We start from the raw sequence: 17,197 nt of genomic DNA, 5'->3' as shown, positions 1-17,197 counted from the left end.
CTATGCCTAGGAGGGGGCTCTCAAGGACGGGCGTATGCGCACAGGGATGATGGCGTTGGCGTTGGGTCTGCTGGCCCTGCGTTTTTTGCCGGTATTACCGCCGGTCTGGTTATGGCTGGTGTTGCCCGTAACGGGATTGATGGTGCTTCCGTTCCGGACGTATCCATTGGCGTTTTTCCTGTTCGGCTTCAGTTGGGCGGGCGCGAATGCACAGTGGGCGCTGGATGATCGCTTGCCAGCGAATCTTGATGGCGAAACCCGTTGGGTCGAAGGCCGGGTGACCGGTTTGCCGCAGAACAATGACGGGGTTGTACGCTTCGAATTGACGGACGCCCGGTCGCGACAGGCAAAGGTGCCGCAGCTAATGCGCCTGGCCTGGTATGACGGACCGCCGGTCAACAGTGGTGAACGCTGGCGGCTCGCGGTGAAGTTGAAGCGTCCTGCCGGGCTGCTCAATCCTCATGCCTTCGATTACGACGCCTGGCTGCTGGCACACCGCATCGGTGCGACCGGTACGGTCAAGGATGGCCAGAGGCTTGCCGAAGCCCGATGGGCCTGGCGCGACAGCATCCGCCAGCGTTTGCAAGCCGTGGATGCCCAGGGACGAACCGGGGCGTTGATTGCGCTGGTGCTGGGGGATGGCGCCGGGCTCAGTCGTGAGGATTGGCAGGTGTTGCAAGACACCGGCACCGTGCATTTGCTGGTGATTTCCGGACAGCACATCGGTTTGCTGGCGGGGGTGGTGTACCTGCTGATTGCCGGACTCGCTCGCTACGGGGTGTGGCCGAACCGTTTGCCGTGGCTGCCATGGGCCTGCGCGCTGGCATTCGCCGCAGCCCTTGGTTACGGACTGCTGGCGGGGTTCGACGTGCCGGTGCGGCGGGCCTGCGTGATGATTGGCCTGGTGCTGTTGTGGCGGCTGCGATTTCGTCACCTGGGCGCCTGGTGGCCGCTGTTGCTGGCGCTCAACGCTGTTTTGTTGCTGGACCCGCTGGCGAGCCTGCAGCCGGGGTTCTGGCTGTCCTTCGCCGCGGTGGCGGTGTTGATCTTCACTTTCGGCGGTCGGCTCGGCCCCTGGCGCTGGTGGCAAACCTGGACCCGTGCTCAATGGCTGATCGCGATCGGCCTGGGTCCGTTGCTACTGGTGCTGGGATTGCCGATCAGTCTCAGCGGGCCGGTTGCCAATCTGCTGGCGGTGCCCTGGATCAGTTTGCTGGTATTGCCGCCGGCCTTGCTCGGAACCCTGTTATTGCCGCTGCCTTATGTGGGTGAGGGATTGTTGTGGTTGGCGGGTGGGTTAATCGACGGGTTGTTCAAAGGCCTTGGGTTGATGGCCGGTCAGTTGCCCGCGTGGGTGCCCGTGGCGATTCCATTGTGGGTATGGGCATTGGGCACCCTCGGCGCGTTTCTGCTGTTAATGCCGCGCGGTGTGCCCCTGCGCCCGCTGGGTTGGCCGTTGTTGCTGTTGCTGGTTTTTCCACCTCGGCCACTTTTGTCTGAGGGCATCGCCGAAGTCTGGCAGCTGGATGTCGGTCAAGGGTTGGCGATCCTCGTGCGAACCCGCCATCACACGCTGTTGTATGACACCGGACCCCGCTTCGGCGACTTCGACCTCGGCGAGCGAGTAGTCTTGCCCACGTTGCGCAAACTCGGCGTGAACAGACTTGATCTGATGCTGATCAGCCACGCCGACGCCGATCACGCCGGCGGTGCGCGAGCGGTTGCCAATGGCTTGCCGGTAAAGCAGGTACTCAGCGGTGATCCCTTGTCGCTGCCCGCCGAGTTGCACGCCGATGCCTGCGAGAGTGGCCAGCAATGGACTTGGGACGGCGTGAGGTTCCAGCTCTGGCAGTGGCCCTCTGCCTCGGACAGCAATCAAAAGTCCTGCGTTCTGCAAATCGAAGCCAATGGCGAGCGAATACTGCTCACTGGTGACATCGACAGCGCCGCCGAGCGGGCCCTGCTCGACAGTCCGCTCGCGGTGCCCACCGATTGGTTGCAAGCGCCGCACCACGGCAGCCGCAGCTCGTCGTCGATGGCGCTGCTCACGGCGCTGCAACCCAAAGCCGTGCTGATCTCGCGCGGTAACGGCAATTCGTTCGGTCACCCGCACCCGACGGTCATCGCTCGTTATAAAAAACGCGGTATGGCCATCCATGACAGCGCCGAGCAGGGCGCCATCCGTCTGCACCTTGGAGGCTTCCAGCCACCGTGGACGATGCGTCAAGAACGGCGTTTCTGGCGTGCCGCGCCATAACTGTGAGTTATGAAAGCCCGACCGGATGCGACATCACGGTCTTCGGTGCGCCGACCCCCTATGTTAGAGTGGCGCACTTTTTCGAGGGGACTGTCACTGTGTGGGAATTGGTCAAATCCGGCGGCTGGATGATGCTGCCGATCATTCTGAGTTCCATCGCGGCCATGGCGATCGTCGCCGAGCGTCTGTGGACCCTGCGTGCCAGTCGTGTAACCCCGGAGCACTTGCTCGGGCAGGTCTGGGTATGGATCAAGGACAAGCAGCTCAATAAAGAAAAACTCAAGGAGTTGCGTGCCAACTCGCCGCTGGGCGAGATTCTGGCGGCGGGCCTGGCCAACTCCAAGCATGGTCGCGAGATCATGAAAGAGTGCATTGAAGAAGCCGCTGCGCGGGTGATTCACGAGCTCGAACGCTACATCAATGCGCTGGGCACCATCGCCGCCATGGCGCCGTTGCTGGGGTTGCTCGGCACCGTGCTGGGCATGATCGATATTTTCAGCGCGTTCATGGGGTCGGGCATGAGCACCAACGCCGCGGTGCTGGCGGGTGGTATCTCCAAGGCGCTGATCACCACGGCTGCGGGCCTGATGGTCGGTATCCCGTCGGTGTTCTTCCACCGCTTCCTGCAACGCCGGATCGATGAACTGGTGGTCGGCATGGAGCAGGAAGCGATCAAACTGGTTGAAGTCGTACAGGGCGACCGTGACGTGGACTTGTCCGAGGGCAAACGAGCGTGAAATTCCGCCGCAAGCAACGGGAGAATGTGGACATCAACCTCGCGTCGCTGATCGACGTGGTGTTTATCCTGCTGCTGTTTTTCGTCGTGACCACCACCTTCACCCGTGAAACCCAGTTGCGCGTCGATCTGCCGGAAGCGGTCAGTGGTTCGCCTGCCGAAGACCAGCAGGTCAAACACCTGGACGTGGCTATCAGTGCCGAAGGCGTGTTCTCGGTGAACAACCAATTGTTGCCGAAGAATGATCTGGCGACCCTGATGGACGCGTTGCAGAAAGAATCCAACGGTGACACCAACCTGCCGCTGTCCATCAGTGCGGATGGCAAGACCCAGCATCAATCGGTCATCACCGCCATGGACGCCGCCGGCAAACTCGGCTTCAGTCACTTGCGCATGACCACTGTCGAGGCGGCGCCGCCCGCGCCCTGATGGCTATGTCCGATCGCTTGCTCGCCGCGTGGTACCAAGGTCATCCGGCCCTGAAGCTGTTGCAGCCACTGGAGTGGCTGTATCGGCGAGTGGTCATGAACAAGCGCAAACGCTTTCTGGCGGGTGAGGGCGAGATTTATCAGCCGCCGGTGCCGCTGATCGTTGTCGGCAACATCACCGTGGGTGGCACCGGCAAGACGCCGCTGATTTTGTGGATGATCCAGCATTGTCAGCGCAGCGGTTTGCGGGTCGGCGTGGTCAGTCGCGGCTATGGCGCCAGGCCGCCGCAACTGCCATGGCGCGTCGAGGCCGATCAAAGCGCCGACATCGCTGGCGATGAACCGCTGCTGATTGTCCAGCGTACCGGCGTTCCGTTGATGATCGACCCGAACCGCAGCAGCGCCGTCAAAGCACTGCTGGCGAGCGAACCACTGGACCTGATCCTCTCCGATGACGGCATGCAACATTACCGTTTGGCCCGCGACCTGGAACTGGTGCTGATTGACGCCGCCCGTGGCCTGGGCAACCAGCGCTGCCTGCCTGCGGGGCCGTTGCGCGAACCGGTCGAACGCCTGCAAAGCGTTGATGCGGTGCTGTACAACGGCGCCCCCGAGGATCGCGACGACGGTTTTGCCTTCCAGCTGCAACCCACCGAGCTGGTCAATCTGCGCAGCGGCGAACGCCGCCCCCTCGATCATTTTCCTGCAGGCCAGGCGCTGCACGCCGTGGCCGGGATCGGCAATCCGCAGCGTTTCTTCACAACCCTCGAAACGCTACACTGGCGGCCAGTCCCGCATGCGTTTGCCGACCACGCCGAATACAGCGTGCAGGCCTTGAATTTCACCCCGTCATTGCCGTTGGTGATGACCGAAAAGGACGCGGTGAAGTGCCGTGCCTTCGCCGCCGCCGATTGGTGGTACCTGGCGGTCGATGCTGCGCCATCGCCGGCCTTCGTGGCCTGGTTCGATACGCAGTTGATGCGCCTGTTGCCGGCTCGTCTTTTGCCTTAAATCCGTTTTTATCCAGGGAATGCTCATGGACACCAAATTGCTCGACATCCTCGCTTGCCCGGTCTGCAAAGGCCCGCTCAAGCTCAGCGCCGACAAAACCGAGCTGATCAGCAAGGGCGCAGGCCTGGCGTACCCGATTCGCGACGGCATCCCGGTGATGCTCGAAACCGAAGCCCGCACCCTGACCACCGACGAGCGTCTGGATAAATGACCACAGCCTTTACCGTTGTCATTCCATCGCGTTACGCCTCTACCCGCCTGCCGGGCAAACCGCTGCTGCTGATCGCCGGCAGGCCGATGATCCAGCACGTCTGGGAGCAGGCGTGCAAAAGCAGCGCCGAGCGCGTGGTGGTTGCCACTGACGATGCGCGCATTGTCGAGGCGTGCAACGCGTTTGGCGCTGAAGTGGTGCTGACCCGCGAAGACCACAACTCCGGCACGGACCGTTTGGCTGAAGTTGCCGCAAAACTCGGTCTGGCATCCGACGCGATCGTGGTCAACGTTCAGGGTGATGAACCACTGATCCCGCCGAGCGTGATCGATCAGGTCGCGGCCAACCTCGCGGCCCACACCGAAGCGCGCATGGCCACCTTGGCCGAGCCGATCGAAGACGCCGAAACCCTGTTCAACCCCAACGTGGTCAAGGTCGTCAGCGACCTTAATGGCCTGGCGCTGACGTTCAGTCGCGCGACGTTGCCTTGGGCTCGGGACGCGTTCGCGAAGAATCGCGATGTGCTGCCGGAAGGCGTGCCGTATCGCCGCCACATCGGCATCTATGCCTACCGCGCCGGTTTCCTGCATGACTTCGTCAGTTGGGGGCCGTGCTGGCTGGAAAACACCGAATCGCTGGAACAGCTGCGCGCGCTGTGGCACGGCGTGCGAATTCACGTCGCCGATGCATTGATCGCGCCGCCGACCGGCGTTGACACCGTCGAAGACCTCGAGCGCGTTCGTCGCCTGCTGGAGGCCTGATGCGGGTTTTGTTCGTTTGTCTGGGCAACATCTGCCGTTCACCAACGGCCGAAGGCGTGCTGCGGCATAAACTGCGGGAAGCGGGGCTGGCCGATCAAGTCGAAGTCGCCTCCGCCGGCACCGGTGACTGGCACGTTGGCAACGCGCCGGACCAGCGCAGCCAGGCCGCGGCAAAATCGCGCGGTTACGACCTGTCCGCTCAACGCGGCCGGCAAGTGAGCCGCGCCGATTTCGCCACTTATGATTTGATCCTGGCGATGGACAATAGCAACCTGCGTAACCTCAAGGCACTGCAACCGGCCAGAGGCAGGGCTGAGCTGGATCTGTTCCTGCAACGCTATCAGTTGGAAGTTGACGAAGTCCCGGACCCGTATCACGACGGCAAACAAGGCTTTGAGCAGGTGCTCGACTTGATCGAAAGCGCCTGTGATCTGCTGGTGATCGAATTGAAGGCCCGGTTATGAGTGTGCGGATTCAGCCACAGGTTTCGCTCAAGCCTTACAACAGCTTTGGGGTGGACGTTCAGGCGCGCTGGTTTGCCGAGGCCCACAGCGATGCCGACGTGCGGGAAGCCTTGGTCTACGCCGCACAACATGAGCTGCCGTTGCTGGTGATTGGCGGTGGCAGCAATTTGCTGTTGACCGCCGATATCCAGTCGCTGGTGCTGCGCATGGCCACGCGCGGGATTCGCATCCTGAGCGACGACGGCAACAAGGTCGTGATCGAAGCTGAGGCCGGCGAGCCTTGGCATCCGTTCGTGCAACACACCTTGGCGCAGGGTTTGTCGGGTCTGGAAAACCTCAGCCTGATCCCCGGCACCGTCGGCGCAGCACCGATGCAGAACATTGGCGCCTATGGCGTGGAAATCAAGGACGTGTTCGCCGGCCTGACCGCGCTGGATCGCCAGACTGGCGAACTGCGCGATTTCACGCTGGCCGAATGCAACTTCGCTTACCGCGACAGCCTGTTCAAACAGGAACCGGGGCGCTGGTTGATCCTGCGAGTTCGTTTCGCCCTCGACCGCGCCGAACACCTGCATCTGGAATATGGCCCGGTACGTCAGCGTCTGACCGAGCAAGGCATCGATCAGCCGACCGCCAGCGACGTCAGCCAGGCGATTTGCAGCATCCGCAACGAAAAGCTTCCGGACCCGGCGGTGCTCGGTAATGCCGGCAGCTTCTTCAAGAATCCATTGGTGTCGGCTGCGCTGGTCGCTCAGCTCAAAGTCGAATACCCGGACCTGGTGGCTTACGCGCAACCCGATGGGCAGATGAAACTGGCCGCGGGCTGGCTGATCGAGCGGGCAGGGTGGAAAGGTTTCCGCGAGGCCGACGCGGGCGTGCATAAATTGCAGGCGCTGGTGCTGGTCAACTACGGGGCCGCGACTGGCCTGCAGTTGTTGAACCTGGCGCAACGCATTCAAAAAGATATTTGCGAACGTTTTCACGTCGATCTGGAAATGGAGCCCAATCGGTATTGAAGCTACGCTTTCAAGACTGATCTCAAAGCCCTGCACATCCTCAACTGTGCAGGGCTTTTTTGTTAATGCTGGGTTAACTTAGCCCCCTAACGATGCAAGCATTTGCTCCACCAAAGGCCCGATGCAGACGTTGTCGTTTGCATAAGAGAGCCTCATTAGCCTGAGTCGATCTGCGTGATGCCAACCGCTAATCCCCCAGCGGCAGATTGCTCGACCCCATAACCCATACAAATATGCGGGCGTGCCCATGATTACCCTGAAACTCAATGGTCAAGACCATCAACTCGATGTCACCGAGGACATGCCGCTGCTCTGGGCCATCCGCGACGTGGTCGGTTACAACGGCACCAAATTCGGCTGCGGCATGGGCCTGTGCGGCGCCTGCACCATTCATATCGAAGGCGCCCCGGCGCGCAGTTGCATCACGCCGATCGGCTCGGTGATCGGCCAGAACGTCAGCACCATCGACAACCTGCACGCCGATCCGGTCGGGCAAATCGTTCAGCAGGCCTGGCTCGACACCGCCGTCGCCCAGTGCGGTTATTGCCAGGGCGGGCAGATCATGTCCGCCACGGCACTGCTCAAGACCAACCCGAACCCGAGCGACGAACAGATCGAAGAGGCGATGGTCGGCAATATTTGCCGTTGCGGCACTTACAACCGGATCAAGACCGCCATCCGCCAGGCATCCACCCACCTGAAGGAGGCCAAGGCATGAGCCAGTTACCGAATGATTTCGCCCTGAGCAACCTCAGTCGCCGTGGTTTCCTCAAAGGCGTCGGTGCCACCAGTGCGCTGGTGGTCGCTGCGAGTTGGGGCTGGCAGGACGCGTTCGCCGCCGAGAAGGAAAAGAAATTCGGCGCCGACGGCATGCCCAACGGCTGGATCGATGATCCGAAGGTGTACGTCAGCATCGCCGCAGATGGCACGGTGACCGTGGTCTGCAACCGTTCGGAAATGGGCCAGGGCGTACGCACCAGCCTGACCATGGTGGTGGCCGATGAGCTCGACGCCGACTGGGCAATGGTGAAGGTGCAACAGGCGCCGGGCGACGAAGTGCGCTTCGGTAACCAGGACACCGACGGTTCGCGCAGCATGCGCCACTGGTATGAACCAATGCGTCGCTGCGGCGCTGCTGCGCGGACCATGCTCGAACAGGCGGCCGCGGAACAATGGAAAGTCCCGGTCAGCGAGTGCCATGCGCAACTGCACAAAGTCATCCATAAACCGAGTGGTCGTGAACTGGGTTACGGCGCGCTTGCCGTCGCTGCCAGTGCGCTGGCGGTGCCGCCGCGTGACAGCCTGCGGCTCAAGGAACCGTCAGAATTCCGCTACATCGGCAAGGAAGGCACCAAGGCCATCGACGGTGCTGACATCGTCAACGGTCGCGCGATTTACGGCGCCGACGTGCATGTCGACGGCATGCTCTACGCCACCATCGCGCGTCCGGCGGTCTACGGCGGGAAGGTAAAATCCGTGGATGACAGCGCGGCACTGAAAGTCCCCGGGGTGATCAAAGTCATCCAGATCGAAGGGCGTCCGCTGCCCTCGGAGTTTCAGCCGTTGGGCGGCGTGGCGGTGGTGGCCAGTAACACCTGGGCCGCCATCAAGGGCCGCGAGGCGCTGAAAATCGAGTGGGACGAGGGCCCCAACGCCAGTTACGACTCGATCGCCTATCGCAAGGAAATTGAAGCGGCGTCACTCAAGCCCGGCAAAGTGGTGCGCAATACCGGCAACATCGACCAAGCCATGGGCAGCGCCGACAGCACCCTTGAGGCCTCTTACTATTTGCCGCACCTGACGCAAGCACCGATGGAGCCGATGGTCGCCATCGCCCGTTTCAAGGATGGTGTGTGCGAAGCCTGGGCGCCAAGCCAGGCGCCGCAGGTCACCCGTGAACGAATCGGCGAACGCCTGGGCATTGCGTTCGATAACGTCACCTTCCACGTCACCCTGCTCGGCGGCGGTTTTGGTCGCAAGTCCAAGCCGGATTTCATCATCGAAGCGGCGATCCTCGCCAAGGAATTTCCCGGTAAGGCAGTGCGGGTGCAATGGACCCGTGAAGACGACATCCACTGTTCGTATTTCCACACCGTCTCGGCCGAATACCTGAAGGCCAGCCTGGGTAAGGACGGTCTGCCGTCGGGCTGGCTGCACCGCACGGTGGCACCGAGTATTACCGCGCTGTTCGCGCCGGGCATGAACCACGAGGCCGCGTTCGAGCTGGGTATGGGCTTTACCAACATGGCCTATGCGATTCCCAACGTGCGCCTGGAGAATCCGGAAGCAGCGATTCATACGCGGGTCGGCTGGTATCGCTCGGTGTCGAACATTCCTCACGGCTTTGCGATCCAGAGTTTTGTCGATGAATTGGCGCACAAGGCCAAACAGGATCCGCTCAAGTACCAGATCAAATTGCTCGGCCCGGACCGTCAGATCGATCCGCGCACCTTGAGTGAAGAGTGGAACTACGGCGAGTCGCCGGAGCGCTATCCGATCGACACCGGACGGATGCGCACGGTGCTGGAAACCGCTGCCAAAGCCGCGGGTTGGGGCCGAGAGTTGCCGAAGGGCCGAGGCCTGGGGCTGGCGGTGCATTACAGCTTCGTCACCTATGTGGCGGCGGTGATCGAGGTCGAAGTCAAAGACGATGGCACATTGATCGTACACAAGGCTGATATTGCGGTGGATTGCGGCCCGCAGATCAACCCGGAGCGGATTCGCTCGCAGTTCGAAGGTGCCTGCGTGATGGGCCTGGGCAACGCTGTGCTGGGCGAAATCAGCTTCAAGGACGGCAAGGTCCAGCAAGACAACTTCCACATGTACGAAGTGGCGCGCATGTCCCTGGCGCCGAAGGAAGTCGCCGTGCATCTGGTCACGCCACCGGGCGTGGTGCCGTTGGGCGGCGTTGGTGAACCGGGCGTGCCGCCGATTGCGCCGGCGCTGTGCAATGCGATCTTCGCCGCCACCGGCAAACGCATCCGCGACTTGCCGGTGCGTTTTCAACTGCAAGGTTGGCAAAAGGACGAGGCCTGATGGACAGCGTCGATCTGAACGTCCTGCGCAGCGTGCTGGAGTGGCGCCGCGCCGGTCAGCGGGTGGTGTTGTACAGCGTGGTCCAGACCTGGGGCACCGCGCCCCGGGCGCCTGGCGCGATGCTGGCCCTGCGTGAAGACGGGGTGGTGATCGGTTCGGTGTCCGGTGGCTGCGTCGAGGATGATCTGATTGCCCGCTTGCACGATGGCCGGATTCCGGCTGACGGACCGCCGGTGCAATTGATCACTTATGGCGTCACTCGCGAGGAGGCCGCACGGTTTGGTTTACCGTGCGGCGGCACCTTGCGTCTGACCGAGGAGCGAGTCGGCGACCCGGCTTGGGTTGCCGGGTTGCTGGCGCGATGCGAGGCCCATGAAATCGTCGCGCGCTCGCTGGATATCGCCAGCGGTGAAGTGACGTTGCAACCGGCGACCAAGAGCGATGTGCTGAGTTTCGACGGCACCACGCTGCGCGCCATTTACGGTCCGCGTTGGCGGTTGTTGTTGATCGGCGCGGGGCAATTGTCCCGTTATGTCGCCGAGATGGCACGGCTGCTGGATTTCGAAGTGCTGATCTGCGATCCGCGCACCGAATTCGTCTACGGCTGGGAAGAGCAGCACGGACGCTTCGTATCCGGCATGCCGGACGAAGCGGTGCTGAACATCCAGACTGACGAACGCACGGCGATTGTCGCGTTGACTCACGATCCGCGCCTGGATGACATGGCGTTGCTCACGGCGCTCGATTCCAGGGCGTTCTATGTCGGCGCGCTGGGTTCGCGGGTCAACAGCCTGAAGCGCCGGGAAAACCTGGCTCAGCTAGGCTTGTCACAAGAGGCCATCGAGCGCTTGCACGGGCCGATCGGTCTGCACATCGGCAGCCATTCCCCGGCGGAAATCGCCTTGTCGCTGCTGGCCGAAATAGTTGCGATCAAGAACGGCGTCGAGCTGAAACAGAAGAAGCCGTTGCGGGAAGACGTATGACTGAGCCAATCGGCGTCATCGTGTTGGCGGCGGGGCAGGGCCATCGGTTTCGACAGGTTGCCGGCGCCGATCAGGACAAACTGCTGGCGGACTGCGTTGGCCGTGATGGCGCTGTTCGTTCGGTGATCGAGCAGGTGTTGGTCAACTTACCGGCCACCGTTGCGAAACGCGTACTGGTGACCACCGAAGATCGCCCGCAAGTGGTTCGTATGGCTCAGGCGTATGGTTTCGAGATTGCACTGATCGAATCGACCGGCATGGGCGACAGCATTGCGGCCGGTGTGGCGGCGTGTTCGCAGCTCGGTGGCTGGTTGATTGTGTTGGGGGATATGCCGTTCATTCGGCCGTCGACGGTTGAACAGGTTTTAGCGGGGATTTCTGATGATGGGATCAGTGTTCCGGTGATAAATGGCGAATACGGGCATCCGGTCGGTTTTGGGCGTACGTTTGGACCAGGCTTGATGGCATTGTCGGGTGATCGTGGGGCCAAGCCGTTGTTTGCCTCGGCAAGGCTGGTCGAGGTCGCGGTGGATGATGTCGGGGTGTTGTGGGATGTGGATGTGCCGCAGGCGTTGGTCTTCGCCTGATACACCGCCATCGCTGGCAAGGTTTGTGAATCACATACCTGGAGTACGACACAAATCCTGTAGGAACTGGCTGCCAGCGAAGAACGATAACGCGGTCTATCTATTGAACTACCGACATAAAAAAAGCCCCGCCTGGATCACCAGGCGGGGCTTTTTAGTGGCCGATGGAATCAGACGAGAGGTTTAGGCTCGTGCTCTTTTTCCAGGGCTTGCTCGTGTTGCTCTACCGCTTGCTGAACGGAGCGCGGTGCTTCTTCGATGGCCGATTCGACAGCAGGTGCTGCCTCGACCACTTCAGCAACAACCGGCGCAGGCTCGGCAGCGACAACCGCTTCAACCGGAGCAGCAGCGGCAGCCAGTTCGGCTTCCTTCTGCAGACGCTCTTCTTCACGCTTGCGACGACGCACTTCACGCGGGTCGTTCGGTGCGCGGCCATTTTCGGTCAGGGCGCTGACTGGGGCGGCTTCAACCACTGGCGCAACCACTTCGGCGGCAACAGGGGCTTCAACAACCGGAGCAGGCTCGGGTTCGGCAACCACGACCACTGGCTCGACAACCGCTACTTCAGCGACGGGAGCTGGTGTTTCGGCAACCGCCGGCTCGGCAACCCAGTTGAAAGCGGTTTGCTCTTCGCGAACTTCACGAACGGTTTCGGTCACGGTTTCAGCGACGGTTTCAACCACCGGCTCTGCAATCACGACAGGTGCTTCAGCAACGACGGTTGGCTCAGCGGCAGCTTCGACTTGAGGCTGTGCTTCACGAACCGGGGCCACTTCGACTTCCGGAGCGGCGGTTGCTTCTACAGGCGTGGTCGCTTCAACGACTGGCGCTTCAACTGGAGCAGTTTCCAGTGTTGTCGCCGTGGCGCGTTCGGCTTGCTCGTTGGCTTGTGCTTCGGCCGGAGCGCTGATCACGGTGCTGGCAACGGCTGCGGTAACCGCCAGGCCGGCGGCCAGATCGGCAGCGCTTGGCGCTTCGTTGCTTTCGGCTGCCTCGTTACCTTCAGCGGATTCCGACTCTTCCGAACCTTCGATCACGTTGCCGTTGGCATCGCGTTGACGCTCGCGACGGTTGCTGCGACGACGCTGGCCACGGGAGCGGCGGCGTGGACGATCGCCTTCGGCGCCTTCCTGACCGTCTTCCTGCAGTTGCTCTTCGTTGCCGGTCAGTTCTTCTTCAGCCACAGCGGCCGCAGCTTGCTCTGCACGTGGTTGACGCTCTTCACGTGGCGGGCGTGGCGCACGCTCTTCACGTGGCTGACGGGCTGGACGCTCTTCAGTGGTAGCGGTGGCAGCAGCGGCGGCCGGAGCAGCGGCATCCAGAGGCTCGCGCAATTCACGCACTCGTTCTTCACGCTCGCCACGTGGCTTGCGATCTTCACGAGGCGCGCGCGGTGCGCGTTCTTCACGAGGGGCGCGTGGTGCACGCTCTTCACGTGGTGCGCGCTCTTCGCGAGCGACTGCCGGAGTTTCTTCACGGGCTTCGCGCGGTTCACGTGGTGCGCGTTCTTCACGCGGTGCACGTTCCTCACGAGGCTTGCGTTCTTCATCGCGGCGACCGTTACGGTTGCGGCTCTGTTGACGACCGTTGCGACGCTCTTCGTTACGGGCCGGACGCTCGGTGGTCGCTGGTTTTTCAACCACAACCGGAGCAGCAGGTTCTTCCTTGGTCGCGAACAGGCTGACCAGCGACTTCACCAGGCCTTTGAACAGGCTTGGTTCTGGCACGGCAACCGGTGCAGCCACTGGCGCGGCAGCGACGACTTCGGTCGGAACCGGAGCGTTGGCGCGGGCCGGAGCGGTCTTGACCGCGGCTTCCTGGCGAACCAGGGTGCGGGTCGCAGCGGCGGGCTGGACTTCTTCGACTTCGGCAGCGGCAGCAGCGATTTCGTAGCTGGACTGGCCGACCGTGGCTTCCGGGCTGTCATCGCGCAGACGCTGAACTTCGAAGTGCGGCGTTTCGAGGTGATCGTTCGGCAGAATGACGATGCGGGCACGGGTGCGCAGTTCGATCTTGGTGATCGAGTTGCGTTTTTCGTTGAGCAGGAAGGCTGCGACCGGAATCGGCACTTGGGCGCGAACTTCGGCGGTGCGGTCTTTCAGGGCTTCTTCTTCGATCAGGCGCAGGATCGCCAGCGACAGCGATTCAACGTCACGGATGATGCCGGTGCCGTTGCAACGTGGGCAAACGATGCCGCTGCTTTCGCCGAGCGATGGACGCAGGCGCTGACGGGACATTTCCAGCAGGCCGAAGCGCGAGATGCGACCGACTTGCACGCGAGCGCGGTCGGCTTCCAGGCATTCGCGGACTTTTTCTTCCACAGCGCGCTGGTTCTTGGCAGGGGTCATGTCGATGAAGTCGATGACGATCAGGCCGCCGATGTCGCGCAAGCGCAACTGACGGGCGATTTCTTCGGCGGCTTCAAGGTTGGTCTGCAGGGCGGTTTCTTCGATGTCGCTGCCTTTGGTGGCGCGCGCCGAGTTGATGTCGATGGACACCAGGGCTTCGGTCGGATCGATAACGATGGAGCCGCCGGAAGGCAGTTCAACGACGCGCTGGAAAGCGGTCTCGATCTGGCTTTCGATCTGGAAACGGTTGAACAGCGGAACGCTGTCTTCGTACAGCTTGATCTTGCTGGCGTACTGCGGCATCACCTGGCGAATGAAGGTCAGGGCTTCGTCCTGGGCTTCAACACTGTCGATCAGTACTTCGCCGATGTCCTGGCGCAGGTAATCGCGGATGGCGCGGATGATCACGTTGCTTTCCTGGTAGATCAGGAATGGCGCGGAGCGATCCAGCGAGGCTTCTTTGATGGCGGTCCAGAGTTGCAGCAGGTAATCGAGGTCCCACTGCATTTCTTCGCTGCTGCGGCCCAGGCCAGCAGTGCGCACGATCAGACCCATGTCGGCCGGGGCAACCAGACCGTTCAGGGCTTCACGCAGTTCGTTGCGCTCTTCACCTTCGATGCGACGGGAAATACCGCCGGCACGCGGGTTGTTCGGCATCAGAACGAGGTAACGACCGGCCAGGCTGATGAAGGTGGTCAGGGCGGCGCCCTTGTTGCCACGTTCTTCTTTTTCGACCTGAACGATGACTTCCTGGCCTTCGCTCAGGACGTCCTTGATGTTGACGCGGCCTTCGGGGGCTTTCTTGAAGTATTCGCGGGAGATTTCTTTAAGGGGCAGGAAGCCGTGGCGCTCGGAGCCGAAATCGACAAAGGCAGCCTCAAGGCTTGGTTCGATGCGAGTAATCCGGCCTTTATAGATGTTGGCCTTCTTCTGCTCGCGTGCACCGGATTCGATGTCCAGGTCGTAGAGGCGTTGGCCATCTACCAGTGCAACACGCAACTCTTCGGGTTGAGTTGCGTTAATCAGCATTCTTTTCATGTAGTACCGTCGGTTTCCGGGCTGCCGGAAACGGCGTTCGGCACACACGACTTCTCACGGTCGGTGTCAGGTGCGTCAGGAGTGGTTGGCCATTCCCGTGTCCAGCGATGTCCGGCCAATGCGGGCCTTTGTCGCGACGTACGCGTCCTGCTTGCTGTGGCTACTTAAGCACTCAGTCAGGAGGAGGAATCAACCGGCGGCTGTGGACGAGATGAAGCGTCTTGATAAAGCCTATTGCTACACAGTCCAGCGGTTGTGCATCTCCACCCTACACGTATCCCTGATAATTCGGGTGCTGCCGCGCGCAGAATCCGCAGCGGGTTGGCATTTACCGTGAGCTCCGAAAGGGGAGGTCACGCATCATGGCTAATTTAGGCGTTGTTTCCGAAGCGTTCGCTCGGGGTCATTCGCAGCTGACTGCACTTTGTGAACTGGCCGTGAATATTGGCTCGCGAAGCGAGTGAAAACTCTGCTTTGCGGCGTGATTCAGGCCTCATGTCACCTGCGCTCGTTACACCTGCAAACTCCACCGTTACGTAGCAAAAGCCCCGTAGGACGGCCTCGCGTCCTGGTGAATTGCATTGGTCAGGGCCGGTTTTTGACCGTTGGTCCGCTGTCCAGGCCGCTTTTGGCGGCGTTCGCGACTATAGCAGTAATGATTAAGTGCTTCAATTCCATAAAAAATTGATATCATCCGCGCCATGACGACTACTGCCCCCTCGACCCCAGCCGTACAACTGCTTGAGGTCTCGCCGGAATATGCCGGCCAACGTATTGATAACTTCCTTCTCGCTCGGCTCAAAGGCGTGCCCAAGACCTTGATTTATCGCATTTTGCGCAAGGGCGAAGTGCGAGTGAACAAAGGTCGGATCAAGCCCGAATACAAGCTGCAGGCGGGCGATATCGTGCGCGTGCCGCCGGTTCGCGTGCCCGAACGCGACGAACCTGTGCCGCTGGCCCAGGGCCTGTTGCAGCGACTCGAAGCCTCGATTGTCTATGAAGACAAGGCGCTGATCGTGATCAACAAGCCTTGCGGCATCGCGGTTCATGGCGGCAGCGGCCTGACGTACGGGGTGATCGAAGCCTTTCGTCAGTTGCGTCCGGATTGCAAGGAGCTCGAACTGGTTCACCGTCTTGACCGTGACACTTCTGGTCTGCTGATGATCGCCAAGAAGCGCAGCATGCTGCGTCACTTGCACACGGCATTGCGCGGTGATGGTGTCGATAAGCGCTATATGGCGCTGGTCCGTGGTAACTGGGCGGCCTCGATCAAGCAAGTTCGTGCGTCGCTCGGCAAGAGTAATCTGCGTTCCGGCGAGCGCATGGTCGAGGTCGACGAGGAGGAGGGCAAGGAGTCTGTGACCGTGTTCAAGGTCCTGCGTCGTTTCGGTGACTTTGCCACGCTGATCGAAGCCAAGCCGATCACCGGCCGGACTCACCAGATCCGCGTTCACACCCTGCACGCCGGGCATTGCATCGCTGGCGACACCAAGTACGGCGACGAAGGTTTCAGCAAGGAAATCCGCGATTTGGGCGGTAAGCGTCTGTTCTTGCACGCCTACATGCTGACCGTGCCGCTGCCGGATGGTGGCGAGTTGAAGTTGCAAGCGCCGGTGGATGAGATGTGGGCCAAGACCGTGGAGCGCCTGAGTGCACCCCTCTGATTACAAACTGCTGATTTTCGATTGGGACGGCACTCTCGCCGACTCCATTGGTCGGATTGTCGAGGCGATGCACGTCGCGTCCGAGCGTTCCGGTTTTCAATTGCGCGATGACTTTGCTGTAAAGGGCATCATCGGTCTGGGCCTGCCGGAAGCGATTCGCACGTTGTATCCCGAGATCAGCGATACCGAGCTGGTGGCGTTTCGCGAGCATTATGCGGACCACTACATCGCCTCGGAAGCCGTGCCTTCGCCGTTGTTTGAAGGGGTTGTCGAGTCGATGGAGGCGTTTCGCGCCGAGGGTTATCATTTGGCCGTCGCCACCGGTAAGGCCCGTCGCGGGCTGGATCGGGTGTTGAAGGCGCACGGCTGGGACGGTTATTTCGACATCACTCGTGCCGCCGATGAAACCGCCAGCAAGCCCCATCCATTGATGCTTGAGCAGATTCTCGCCCATTGCGAGGTTCGTCCGGAGCAAGCGTTGATGGTTGGCGATTCGTCCTTCGATCTGCAGATGGCGCGCAATGCCGGCATGGATTCGGTGGCGGTCAGCTATGGCGCGCAATCGATTGAAGCGCTGAAATTGTTCGAGCCGGCATTGGCCATTGATCGTTTTTCAGAACTGCATGCCTGGCTGAGTCAGCGGGCTTAATACGTTTT

At 61.3% G+C, this 17,197-nt stretch carries 15 protein-coding genes; 14 read left to right on the top strand and 1 reads right to left on the bottom strand.

Features of this window, described 5'->3' with window-relative positions:
- Positions 1-34: 34 nt before the first annotated feature.
- The 12 genes from ACI77H_RS15165 (at position 35) to ACI77H_RS15110 (ending at position 11,490) form a co-directional block, all read left to right on the top strand.
- Complete coding sequence (locus ACI77H_RS15165; protein ID WP_407012597.1) at positions 35-2,257, top strand: DNA internalization-related competence protein ComEC/Rec2; 2,223 nt, start codon at positions 35-37, stop codon at positions 2,255-2,257.
- A 98-nt stretch (positions 2,258-2,355) separates the two neighbouring features.
- A complete protein-coding gene (locus ACI77H_RS15160; protein WP_407012596.1) occupies positions 2,356-2,994 on the top strand; it encodes a MotA/TolQ/ExbB proton channel family protein in 639 nt (212 codons plus the stop codon).
- Complete coding sequence (locus ACI77H_RS15155) at positions 2,991-3,422, top strand: ExbD/TolR family protein (protein ID WP_407012595.1); 432 nt, start codon at positions 2,991-2,993, stop codon at positions 3,420-3,422. Before ACI77H_RS15160 ends, ACI77H_RS15155 begins: the two co-directional genes overlap by 4 nt.
- Positions 3,422-4,432 carry a tetraacyldisaccharide 4'-kinase gene (lpxK, locus tag ACI77H_RS15150; protein ID WP_407012594.1) on the top strand — a complete coding sequence of 337 codons (1,011 nt, stop codon included), beginning with the start codon at positions 3,422-3,424 and terminating at the stop codon, positions 4,430-4,432. Before ACI77H_RS15155 ends, lpxK begins: the two co-directional genes overlap by 1 nt.
- Positions 4,433-4,457: 25 nt before the next feature.
- Entirely contained in the window at positions 4,458-4,643 is a 186-nt protein-coding gene (locus ACI77H_RS15145) for a Trm112 family protein (protein WP_007945752.1), read from the top strand.
- A complete protein-coding gene (gene kdsB, locus ACI77H_RS15140) occupies positions 4,640-5,404 on the top strand; it encodes a 3-deoxy-manno-octulosonate cytidylyltransferase (RefSeq protein ID WP_407012593.1) in 765 nt (254 codons plus the stop codon). Before ACI77H_RS15145 ends, kdsB begins: the two co-directional genes overlap by 4 nt.
- Entirely contained in the window at positions 5,404-5,868 is a 465-nt protein-coding gene (locus ACI77H_RS15135; RefSeq protein WP_407012592.1) for a low molecular weight protein-tyrosine-phosphatase, read from the top strand. The genes kdsB and ACI77H_RS15135 overlap by 1 nt, the downstream gene beginning before the upstream one ends.
- Positions 5,865-6,884: a UDP-N-acetylmuramate dehydrogenase gene (murB, locus tag ACI77H_RS15130; RefSeq protein WP_407012591.1), complete on the top strand. Its 1,020-nt coding sequence runs from the start codon at positions 5,865-5,867 to the stop codon at positions 6,882-6,884. Before ACI77H_RS15135 ends, murB begins: the two co-directional genes overlap by 4 nt.
- A 247-nt stretch (positions 6,885-7,131) precedes the next feature.
- Complete coding sequence (locus tag ACI77H_RS15125) at positions 7,132-7,602, top strand: (2Fe-2S)-binding protein (protein WP_150636046.1); 471 nt, start codon at positions 7,132-7,134, stop codon at positions 7,600-7,602.
- The gene (locus ACI77H_RS15120) at positions 7,599-9,920 is read left to right on the top strand and encodes a molybdopterin cofactor-binding domain-containing protein (protein ID WP_407012590.1); all 2,322 of its coding nucleotides are present in this window, start codon (positions 7,599-7,601) and stop codon (positions 9,918-9,920) included. Before ACI77H_RS15125 ends, ACI77H_RS15120 begins: the two co-directional genes overlap by 4 nt.
- On the top strand, positions 9,920-10,903 hold the full coding sequence (locus ACI77H_RS15115) for an XdhC family protein (RefSeq protein WP_407012589.1): 984 nt from the start codon (positions 9,920-9,922) through the stop codon (positions 10,901-10,903). The genes ACI77H_RS15120 and ACI77H_RS15115 overlap by 1 nt, the downstream gene beginning before the upstream one ends.
- Positions 10,900-11,490 carry an NTP transferase domain-containing protein gene (locus ACI77H_RS15110; protein WP_407012588.1) on the top strand — a complete coding sequence of 197 codons (591 nt, stop codon included), beginning with the start codon at positions 10,900-10,902 and terminating at the stop codon, positions 11,488-11,490. Before ACI77H_RS15115 ends, ACI77H_RS15110 begins: the two co-directional genes overlap by 4 nt.
- A gap of 170 nt (positions 11,491-11,660) precedes the next feature.
- Here ACI77H_RS15110 and rne read toward each other — a convergent pair whose 3' ends face one another.
- On the bottom strand, positions 11,661-14,876 hold the full coding sequence (gene rne, locus ACI77H_RS15105) for a ribonuclease E (RefSeq protein ID WP_407012587.1): 3,216 nt from the start codon (positions 14,874-14,876) through the stop codon (positions 11,661-11,663).
- 701 nt (positions 14,877-15,577) lie between these two features.
- On the opposite strand from rne, the gene rluC reads away from it, so the two are divergent.
- Positions 15,578-16,540, top strand: coding sequence for a 23S rRNA pseudouridine(955/2504/2580) synthase RluC (gene rluC / locus ACI77H_RS15100; RefSeq protein ID WP_407012586.1), 963 nt, complete (start codon positions 15,578-15,580; stop codon positions 16,538-16,540).
- Positions 16,527-17,189, top strand: a complete 663-nt coding sequence (locus tag ACI77H_RS15095) for an HAD-IA family hydrolase (RefSeq protein WP_407012585.1) — start codon at positions 16,527-16,529, stop codon at positions 17,187-17,189. The genes rluC and ACI77H_RS15095 overlap by 14 nt, the downstream gene beginning before the upstream one ends.
- Positions 17,190-17,197: the final 8 nt, after the last annotated feature.

It is taken from the genome of Pseudomonas sp. O230 (assembly GCF_045447035.1).
GTDB lineage: Bacteria > Pseudomonadota > Gammaproteobacteria > Pseudomonadales > Pseudomonadaceae > Aquipseudomonas.
This window is presented reverse-complemented; position numbering and strand designations above follow the sequence as displayed.

Excerpts from the sequence above, each read along its gene's own strand:
- ACI77H_RS15165 (WP_407012597.1), top strand. The coding sequence starts at position 35 with ATGCGCACAGGGATGATGGCGTTGGCGTTGGGTCTGCTGGCCCTGCGT.
- lpxK (WP_407012594.1), top strand. The coding sequence starts at position 3,422 with ATGGCTATGTCCGATCGCTTGCTCGCCGCGTGGTACCAAGGTCATCCG.
- ACI77H_RS15145 (WP_007945752.1), top strand. The coding sequence starts at position 4,458 with ATGGACACCAAATTGCTCGACATCCTCGCTTGCCCGGTCTGCAAAGGC.
- kdsB (WP_407012593.1), top strand. The coding sequence starts at position 4,640 with ATGACCACAGCCTTTACCGTTGTCATTCCATCGCGTTACGCCTCTACC.
- ACI77H_RS15135 (WP_407012592.1), top strand. The coding sequence starts at position 5,404 with ATGCGGGTTTTGTTCGTTTGTCTGGGCAACATCTGCCGTTCACCAACG.
- murB (WP_407012591.1), top strand. The coding sequence starts at position 5,865 with ATGAGTGTGCGGATTCAGCCACAGGTTTCGCTCAAGCCTTACAACAGC.
- ACI77H_RS15125 (WP_150636046.1), top strand. The coding sequence starts at position 7,132 with ATGATTACCCTGAAACTCAATGGTCAAGACCATCAACTCGATGTCACC.
- ACI77H_RS15120 (WP_407012590.1), top strand. The coding sequence starts at position 7,599 with ATGAGCCAGTTACCGAATGATTTCGCCCTGAGCAACCTCAGTCGCCGT.
- ACI77H_RS15115 (WP_407012589.1), top strand. The coding sequence starts at position 9,920 with ATGGACAGCGTCGATCTGAACGTCCTGCGCAGCGTGCTGGAGTGGCGC.
- ACI77H_RS15110 (WP_407012588.1), top strand. The coding sequence starts at position 10,900 with ATGACTGAGCCAATCGGCGTCATCGTGTTGGCGGCGGGGCAGGGCCAT.
- rne (WP_407012587.1), bottom strand. The coding sequence starts at position 14,876 with ATGAAAAGAATGCTGATTAACGCAACTCAACCCGAAGAGTTGCGTGTT.
- rluC (WP_407012586.1), top strand. The coding sequence starts at position 15,578 with ATGACGACTACTGCCCCCTCGACCCCAGCCGTACAACTGCTTGAGGTC.